This window comes from Inquilinus limosus MP06 (genome assembly GCF_000767795.1).
Taxonomy (GTDB): domain Bacteria; phylum Pseudomonadota; class Alphaproteobacteria; order DSM-16000; family Inquilinaceae; genus Inquilinus; species Inquilinus limosus_E.
This window is the reverse complement of sequence record NZ_JANX01000406.1, coordinates 1-5,829: the sequence shown is the minus strand read 5'-3', so window position 1 is coordinate 5,829 and position 5,829 is coordinate 1. Positions and strand designations below refer to the sequence as shown.

5 protein-coding genes are annotated in these 5,829 nt (G+C 67.1%); all 5 read left to right on the top strand.

The features are described 5' to 3' along the window. The first annotated feature begins 52 nt into the window (after positions 1–52). Positions 53–985, top strand: a complete 933-nt coding sequence (locus P409_RS24320; protein WP_034844708.1) for a beta-keto acid cleavage family enzyme — start codon at positions 53–55, stop codon at positions 983–985. Positions 986–1,596: 611 nt separating this feature from the next. Beyond that, positions 1,597–3,450 (top strand): ABC transporter ATP-binding protein/permease, encoded by a 1,854-nt coding sequence (locus P409_RS24315; RefSeq protein WP_081991767.1) that lies wholly within the window; start codon positions 1,597–1,599, stop codon positions 3,448–3,450. Next, the gene (locus P409_RS24310) at positions 3,447–4,730 is read left to right on the top strand and encodes a glucoamylase family protein (RefSeq protein WP_034844707.1); all 1,284 of its coding nucleotides are present in this window, start codon (positions 3,447–3,449) and stop codon (positions 4,728–4,730) included. The genes P409_RS24315 and P409_RS24310 overlap by 4 nt, the downstream gene beginning before the upstream one ends. A 72-nt stretch (positions 4,731–4,802) precedes the next feature. Further along, positions 4,803–5,027 carry a hypothetical protein gene (locus P409_RS24305; RefSeq protein ID WP_034844705.1) on the top strand — a complete coding sequence of 75 codons (225 nt, stop codon included), beginning with the start codon at positions 4,803–4,805 and terminating at the stop codon, positions 5,025–5,027. Beyond that, on the top strand, positions 5,024–5,829 hold an 806-nt coding region (locus P409_RS24300; protein ID WP_238578765.1), incomplete at its 3' end, for a glycoside hydrolase family 15 protein. The genes P409_RS24305 and P409_RS24300, both read left to right, overlap by 4 nt.

The window sequence follows — 5,829 nt, the reverse complement described above, 5'->3', positions numbered from 1 at the left end:
AAGGCGGCGCAGCCCGCCGCCCCGACCGAATCCTGAACCAGAGGACAGCCTGATGGCCAAGAGCCGCAAGATCGTCATCACCTGCGCCGTCACCGGGGCGATCCACACCCCGTCGATGTCGCCGCACCTGCCGGTGACCGCCGAGGAGATCGCGGAGGCGGCGATCGGCGCGGCCGAGGCCGGGGCCGCCATCGTCCACCTGCACGCCCGCGACCCGCAGACCGGCAAGCCCGACCAGACTCCGCAGGCCTTCGAGCCCTTCCTCAAGGTGATCAAGCAGCGCTCGGACTGCGTGGTAAACCTCACCACCGGTGGCGCCCCCTGGATGCGGGTCGAGGAGCGCATCCTGCCGGCCCAGACCTTCAAGCCGGAGGTGGCGTCGCTGAACATGGGGTCGATGAATTTCGGCCTGTTCCCGATGCTCAACCGGTTCAAGGAGTTCAAGCACGCCTGGGAGCCGGAGGCGCTGGAGGCCTCGCGCGACCTGGTGTTCCGCAACAGCTTCAAGGATATCGAGTTCATCCTGCGGACGCTGAGCGATGACGGCATCCGTTTCGAGTTCGAGTGCTACGACACCGCCCACCTCTACAACCTGCACCATTTCCTGGAGCGCGGGCTCGTGAAGCCGCCGCTGTTCGTCCAGACGGTGTTCGGCATTCTCGGCGGCATCGGCCCGCATCCGGAGGACGTGGCGCATATGAAGCGCACCGCCGACCGGCTGTTCGGCGACCAGTACCAGTGGTCGGTGCTGGGCGCCGGGCGCAACCAGCTGCCGATCGCAGCGATGGCGGCGGCGATGGGCGGCAATGTCCGGGTCGGGCTCGAGGATTCGCTCTGGGCCGGTCCCGGCAGGCTGGCGGAATCGAACGCGCAGCAGGTACGGCTGGCCCGCCAGATCATCGAGGGGTTGGGCCTCGAGATCGCCTCGCCCGACGAGGCCCGCGAGATCCTGGAGCTGAAGGGCGGCGATCGCGTCGCCTTCTGAGCAGCCGCGACATACCGGGCTGTTACGGCAGTCACAGCCCGGATCCGCCGCCCATGCTTCCATCACAGCATGGAAACGGTCCTTCATCTTCCCAGCCCACAGCCCGCCCGCGCCGCGTCGCCGCATGACGAGGCGGGGCGGTTATCGCTGTGGCTGGAATCCCACGATACCCCACAATATGGCAGCCCTGCCCTCGTTTCGCCGGCTTCATCCGATATTGATGGAGGATTGCCCCGGACTCCGTGCTACGCTTCTATTGAATTCACTCGGAGTTCATCATCCATCATCCAGTGTAACGGTCATATTATTTCTACGATGCGAATCATAAAGAGCGGCATGATTGTCGATGTGAAGGGGTGGATAGCGATTTCTTCTGCCGCTTCGGTACGCCTCGATGCCGGACGATTTTTGGCTGTTTCCCGGCGCCTTTGCCGCCGAGTCTTCGGCCCTCCCCGCGCCAGCGAAGCGGAACGGGGGGCGTGATGGGCGCGGAAACCCGCACGAAACCTGGCATTTCAATTCGGTGCACGACCGATCTCGACTGTGTGAGTATGATCGACACAGGCATCCCGAATGGGAGCGCGAGACGCGGTAGGGATCGGACAGGTTCAATGGCACAGGCGCCCGAGGCGTCGAACACGGCTGCTGGTCAAGAGCATTCGATCGTCAGCCAGAGTCTTCCTTCTCAGCTCCTGACCCTGTTCCGGACGCTGAAAGCATCACCGGATTGGAAGCGGATCCTCGTTCTCGTTGCCGGCGTCGTTGTCGTCATCGGCCTGACCGCGGCGGCGCAGATCCGGCTGAACGCATGGAATCAGCCCTTCTATGACGCGCTGGCGCAGAAGAGCCTGGGCGGCTTCTTCCACCAGCTGATCGTCTTCGTCTTCATCGCCGGCGTGCTGCTGACCCTCAACGTCGCCCAGGCCTGGCTGAACCAGACGCTGAAGGTGCGGCTGCGGGCCGGGCTGACCCGCGACCTGTTCACCGAATGGCTGAAGCCGAAGCGCGCCTTCCGCTTGGCCGGCGCCGGCGAGATCGGCGAGAATCCGGACCAGCGCATCCATGAGGACACACGGCACCTGACCGAGCTGTCGACTGATCTCGGCATCGGCCTGCTGCAGGCGACCCTGCTGCTGGGCAGCTTCGTCGGCGTGCTGTGGATCTTGTCCCAGGGCATCGTCCTCAGGATCGACGGCATGGCGCTGCAGATCCCGGGCTATATGGTCTGGTGCGCCCTGCTCTACGCCGCCCTGGCTTCCTGGATCAGCTGGCGCGTCGGCAAGCCGCTGATCAACATCAACGCCGAGCGCTATGCCCGCGAGGCCGATCTGCGCGCTGCCCTGGTCCGCGTCAACGAGCATGTCGACGGCATCACCCTCGACAGCGGCGAGTCGGATGAGCGGCGGCGGCTGGACACCGACCTGGACCGCATCGTCGCGGTGATGCTGCGCTATGTCCGCGCCGTCACCAACCTGACCTGGATCACCGCCGGCTATGGCTGGTTCACCATCGTCGCCCCGATCCTGGTCGCCTCCCCCGGCTATTTCGGCGGCGACCTGACCTTCGGCGAGCTGATGGTGGCGGTCGGCGCCTTCGTCCAGGTGCAGCAGGCCCTGCGCTGGTTCGTCGACAATTTCAGCAACCTGGCCGACTGGCGGGCGACGCTGCTGCGCGTCATGAGCTTCCGCGAGACGCTGGTGACGCTGGAGAACCTGAACGGCGAGCCGCGCAAGATCGAGATCGCCGAGGGCAGCGGCGAGGCGCTGGGCTTCGAGAAGCTGGGCGTGCTGTCGGCCGGCGGCCTGGCGGTCCTGGACGACGAGCAGGTCGAGATCAAGCCGGGCGAGCGCGTGCTGATCGTCGGCCGCACCGGCGGCGGCAAGAGCACGCTGTTCCGCGCCTTCGCCGGGCTGTGGCCCTGGGGCACCGGCCGCATCGTGATGCCGCCGCAGGCCAGCACCATGTTCCTGCCGCAGCGTCCCTACCTGCCGCCAGGCCCTCTGCGCGACGCTCTGACCTACCCGATGGATTCGTCCAGCTTCACCGATGACGAGATCTGCGCCGCGCTGCGGCGCACCGAGATGGGGCATCATGAGATCTCGCTCGACCAGGTGAAGAACTGGGACAAGGAGCTGACCAGCGACGAGCTGCAGACGATGACCTTCGCGCGGCTGCTGCTGCACAAGCCGCAATGGGTGTTCATCGACGAGATGGTCGACGCCCTGGACGAGGAGCGGCGTAAGACCGCGATGTCGATCTTCGAGCACGAGCTGCCGGGGACGGCGGTGATCACCATCGCCCGGCGCGAGGTCAAGAACGGCTTCTACACCCGGGTCCTGCGGCTGCACCTGACCGACGAGGTCACGGGCGAGCGCCGCATCCCGATCGGCCGGCCGCCGCGGCGGGCCATCCCCTCCTCCGCCGGCTTCGCCCCCCTGCTCCACCACCGAGACCCGATGGAATGACCAAACGGCCTGCGACCCGCCGCGCTCCGAAAAAGGGAGCGGCGGCGCTGTCGGACAACGCCCTGCTCGACCTGGTGCAGCGCCAGACCTTCCGGTTCTTCTGGGAGGCGGCGCATCCGGTCAGCGGCATGATTCCCGACCGCACCGACCGGGCCGGCAAGGCGCCGAACGACTGGGTGACCACCGGCGGCTCCGGCTTCGGCATCATGGCCATCATCGTCGCCGCCGAGCGCGGCTGGATCGAGCGCGCCGCGGCGGTCGAGCGGCTGATGACCATCGTGCGCCATCTCGAGCACACGACCTCGCATCACGGCGTGTTCCCGCATTTCCTCGACGGCCGCACCGGGGCCACCGTCTCGTTCAGCCGCAAGGACGATGGCGGCGACCTGGTCGAGACCGCCTTCCTGTTCCAGGGGCTGCTGACCGCCCGGCGCTATTTCGACCGCGACACCGCCGCCGAGACCGAGCTGCGCAACCATATCGGCTGGCTGTGGAACGAGACCGAGTGGAACTGGTACACGCGCGGCGGGCTGAACGTGCTGTTCTGGCATTGGGGTGCTAACAACGGCTGGGGCCTGGGCCACGAGATCCGCGGCTGGAACGAGTGCCTGATCGCCTACGTCATGGCCGCTGCCTCGCCGCGCTACGCCATCGACGCCGAGGTCTATCATCGCGGCTACGCCGTCGGCCGGTACTTCCTCAGCCAGCGCCGCTACTACGACATCGAACTGCCGCTGGGCATGCCCTATGGCGGGCCGCTGTTCTTCAGCCATTACTCCTTCCTCGGCCTCGACCCGCGTGGGCTCAAGGACCAGTACGCCGACTACTGGGAGCAGAACCGCCGGCACACGCTGATCAATTACGAGCACTGCATCCGCAACCCGAACGGCTTCAAGGGCTACGGGCCGGATTGCTGGGGCCTGACCGCCAGCGACACGCCGGGCGGCTATTCGGCCCATGCGCCGGACAACGACCTGGGCGTCATCAGCCCGACCGCGGCCCTGTCGGCCATGCCCTATACACCCGAGCAGTCGATGCGGGCGCTGCGGCATTTCTACGAAAATCTGGGCGACCGGATCTGGGACAAATTCGGCTTCGTCGATGCGTTCTCGGAGCAGGCGGACTGGGTGGCCGACACCTATCTGGCGATCGACCAGGGCCCGATCGTGGTGATGATCGAGAACCACCGCACCGGCCTCTTGTGGAAGCTGTTCATGAGCGACCCGGACGTGCAGCGCGGCCTGCGCACCCTCGGCTTCAAGAGCCCGTATCTGGGTTAATGGCGACAACCGGCGAGGTGACTTTCCCGCCCATCGCCCTTCTCTTGGAAACTCTGCTACACTGGCGTTGCCATGAACGAGAACACCGAGAACCTCGTCCTCGAACATCTCCGGCATCTCCGTGCCGGCATGGACCGCATTGTCGACCGCCTGGACGATCTGACCGCGCGCGTCGGCCGGCTGGAGGTTAACACCGCGCGGATCGAGGTCGTCCTGGCCGAACACTCGGTGCGCTTCGACAAGATTGAAAAGCGGCTCGACCGGATCGAGACCCGCCTCGGCCTGATCGAAGCTTGAACCCCATCGATAGCGCGGCCCTTGCCGGCTGGATCGACCGGCAGTACGCGGTCTCGGCCCGCAACCTGACGCTCGGCGTCTCCGCCACCCATCTGGTGAAGCAGCGGCCGCCCTTCCGCCAGCGCATCGTGCCGCGTCCGGGGTCGGTGGTCGCATCCTCGGTGATGGGCGCCTACGACCCCGATCCGGATTATTTCTTCCACTGGTTCCGGGATTCGGCGCTGGTGATGGACGCGCTGCGGATCCTGGTGGCCGACGGCGCCCGGCCGGCCGTCGATGCCGGCGCCATCGCCGACTACATCCGCTTCAGCCTCGGCCTGCGCGGCCTGACCGGCGCCGCCGTGCTGGCCCGGGGCGACGCGAAGCGGGGCGTCGATCCGGATTTCGTGCAGCATGTCCGGTCCGAGGCCGATCTGCGTGGCGTCGCCGGTGACCGGATCTGGGGCGAGGTCCGGGTCAACCCGGACGCCACGCTGGACACGCTGAACTGGTCGCGGCCGCAGCATGACGGGTCGGCGCTGCAGGCCCTGACCCTGCTGCGCTGCCTGGAGGATGGCGTGCTGGCACCGGAGGTTCGGGACGAGGCAGCCGGGCTGCTGCGCATCGACCTCGACTTCGTCCTGGCGCATCACGCCGAACCCAGCTTCGAGATCTGGGAGGACAGCCTCGGCCACGACTACTACACCGGCGTCGTGCAATGCGCCGCGCTGCGCCGAGGCGCAGAATGGCTGGAGGCCCGGGGCGATACCGGGACCGCCGGCCGGTGCCGCGAGGCGGCCGAGGCCCTCGCCGCCGCGGCGGA

What these genes read in the sequence shown, in the direction of transcription:
- P409_RS24320 (WP_034844708.1), top strand. Translation starts at nt 53, where the DNA reads ATGGCCAAGAGCCGCAAGATCGTCATCACCTGCGCCGTCACCGGGGCG.
- P409_RS24315 (WP_081991767.1), top strand. Translation starts at nt 1,597, where the DNA reads ATGGCACAGGCGCCCGAGGCGTCGAACACGGCTGCTGGTCAAGAGCAT.
- P409_RS24310 (WP_034844707.1), top strand. Translation starts at nt 3,447, where the DNA reads ATGACCAAACGGCCTGCGACCCGCCGCGCTCCGAAAAAGGGAGCGGCG.
- P409_RS24305 (WP_034844705.1), top strand. Translation starts at nt 4,803, where the DNA reads ATGAACGAGAACACCGAGAACCTCGTCCTCGAACATCTCCGGCATCTC.